Annotated in this window: 2 protein-coding genes and 1 pseudogene; 1 reads left to right on the forward strand and 2 read right to left on the reverse strand. The window is 68.9% G+C overall.

Annotation, left to right across the window (positions count from 1 at the left end):
- On the reverse strand, positions 1–588 hold a 588-nt coding region (locus tag G6W55_RS37335), incomplete at its 3' end, for a class I tRNA ligase family protein (RefSeq protein ID WP_175525028.1).
- 135 nt (positions 589–723) lie between these two features.
- Here G6W55_RS37335 and G6W55_RS37340 point away from each other — a divergent pair.
- Positions 724–1,701 (forward strand): hypothetical protein, encoded by a 978-nt coding sequence (locus tag G6W55_RS37340; RefSeq protein WP_175525029.1) that lies wholly within the window; start codon positions 724–726, stop codon positions 1,699–1,701.
- 100 nt (positions 1,702–1,801) lie between these two features.
- Here the strand turns inward: G6W55_RS37340 and G6W55_RS37345 are convergent.
- Positions 1,802–2,360: pseudogene (locus G6W55_RS37345) on the reverse strand (AAA family ATPase); the annotation flags it as partial.

The raw sequence follows: 2,360 nt of genomic DNA on the forward strand, positions 1-2,360 counted from the left end.
CGCGGTGAGACAGCGCGGGCACCAGTTGATGATGCGCTCGGCGCGGTAGATCAGCTCGTCGTCGTAGAGCCGCTTGAAGATGGTCTGGACGGCCTGGGAGAGGCCCTCGTCCATGGTGAAGCGCTCGCGGGACCAGGCGACGCCGTCGCCGAGGCGGCGCATCTGGCCGCTGATCTGGCCGCCGGACTCGCCCTTCCACTGCCAGACGCGCTCGACGAACGCCTCACGGCCCAGGTCGTGGCGGGACTTGCCCTCCTTGCCGAGTTCGCGCTCGACGACGTTCTGCGTGGCGATGCCGGCGTGGTCCATGCCGGGCTGCCACAGCGTCTCGAAGCCCTGCATGCGCTTACGGCGGGTCAGGGCGTCGATGAGGGTGTGCTCGAAGGCGTGCCCGAGGTGCAGGCTGCCGGTGACGTTCGGCGGCGGGATGACGACGGTGTACGCGGGCTTGTCGCTCTTCGCGTCCGCCTCGAAGTAACCCCGCTCCACCCAGCGCTCGTACAGCGGCCCCTCTACGTCGGCCGGCGCGTACTGGGTCGGCAGTTCGGTGTGGGGCGCTGATGGCTGCTGCTGAGCGTTGTCGGTCACGGGCCCAGTTTAGGGGTGTCACGGCGCCGTCCCGAAACGTGTTTGCTCTGTAACGGTAGGGGCCCCGCCGCTCCGGGGGCGTTGCCCTTGAGCCAGGATGTGAAAATCACATAAGCACTGGAGGGGAACCCAGAAATGAGTCACAACCAGCCGGGCCCGTACGGCGGGCAGCCCCAGCAGCCCGGACCGTACGGCCAGCCGGGCCCGTACGGCCAGCAGCCGCCGGCCCCGCAGCCCGGTTACGGCTACCCCCAGCAGCCTCCCGCCCCTCAGCCCGGCTACGGCTACCCGCAGCAGCCCCCGCAGGGCGTCCCGCCGCAGGCCCCCTACGGCCAGCAGCCCCCGTACGGCCAGCAGCCGCCCTACGGCCAGGCCCCCTACGGCATGCCCCAGCCCCCGGCACCGGGCGACGGCAAGAAGAAGACCGGCATCATCCTCGCCTCGGTCGCGGTCGTCGCCGCGATCGCGGTCGGCGGCTACTTCCTCCTCAACGGCAACAGCGGCGGGGGCGGCAACGGCGGAAGCGGCACCGGCGCGAGCAGCCTCAAGAACGACGGCCCCCACAAGCTGACGACCCCGGCGACGGTGCTCGGCGAGTACAAGACGGACTCCAGCGAGGGCGACACCCTGACCTCGAAGGACGTCAAGGACGCCCAGCAGTGGGGTGTGAAGAACCCCAAGGACGTCAGCGCCTCGTACATGGCCGGCAACAAGGACAACCCGCTGTCGCAGCGGATGCTCCAGTTCGGCGGTGTGTACGGCGAGATCGCCGACCCCGAGAAGGTCGTCGACGCCTTCCTGGCCCATATGAAGGCCGAGTCCGGGAAGGAGGACGACGGCATGAAGGTCACCATGATCGGCGAGCCCAAGTCCTACGACTCGGCCGAGGGTGCCGTCCTCAAGTGCCAGGACGCCACCATGGAACCCACGGAGAACTCCGGCGAGGGCCCGAGCAAGATGAACGTCTCCTACTGCGCGTGGGGCGACTACAGCACGCTGGGCTTCGTCATGCCGATGGACCTCGCCAACATCGCCTCCGAGAAGGCGGCGGACCAGGCATCCGCGGCAGACATCGCGGCGAAGCTCCGCGACGAGGTCCGCGTCAAGGCGTGACACTCCGTCCGGTGTGACACGAAGGGCCCCGGTCGTCGTCCGACCGGGGCCCTTCGCTCTGTCCTGTTCTGCTCTTGCCCTGCCCTGTTTCGCTTTTCGGTCAGGCCGTCTTCTGTTCGCCCGGGCCGCGGCCGCCGCGCTGTTCGCGGGGGATCAGGGTCGGGTTGACGTTGGAGTGGACGACGTCCGCCGTGATGACGACCCGGGCCACGTCCTTGCGGGACGGGACCTCGTACATCACCGACATCAGCACCTCCTCCATGATGGCGCGCAGACCCCGCGCACCGGTCTGGCGGAGGATGGCCTGGTCGGCGATGGCCTCCAGGGCCTCGCGCTCGAAGTCCAGCTCCACGCCGTCGAGTTCGAAGAGGCGCTGGTACTGCTTGACCAGCGCGTTGCGCGGCTCGATCAGGATCTGGAGCAGGGCCTCGCGGTCCAGGTTGTGCACCGAGGTGATGACCGGGAGCCGGCCGATGAACTCGGGGATCATGCCGAACTTGACCAGGTCCTCGGGCATGACGTCCTCGAACTGGTCCTTGGCCTCCAGCTCGCGCTTGGAGCGGATCGTCGCCCCGAAGCCGATGCCCTTGGCGCCGGCCCGCGTCTCGATGATCTTCTCCAGGCCGGAGAACGCGCCGCCCACGATGAACAGCACGTTC

This window comes from Streptomyces sp. CAI-85 (assembly GCF_013363615.1).
Lineage (GTDB): Bacteria > Actinomycetota > Actinomycetes > Streptomycetales > Streptomycetaceae > Streptomyces > Streptomyces antibioticus_B.

Coding starts and splice junctions, on each gene's coding strand:
- G6W55_RS37340 (WP_175525029.1), top strand. CDS start 724: ATGAGTCACAACCAGCCGGGCCCGTACGGCGGGCAGCCCCAGCAGCCC.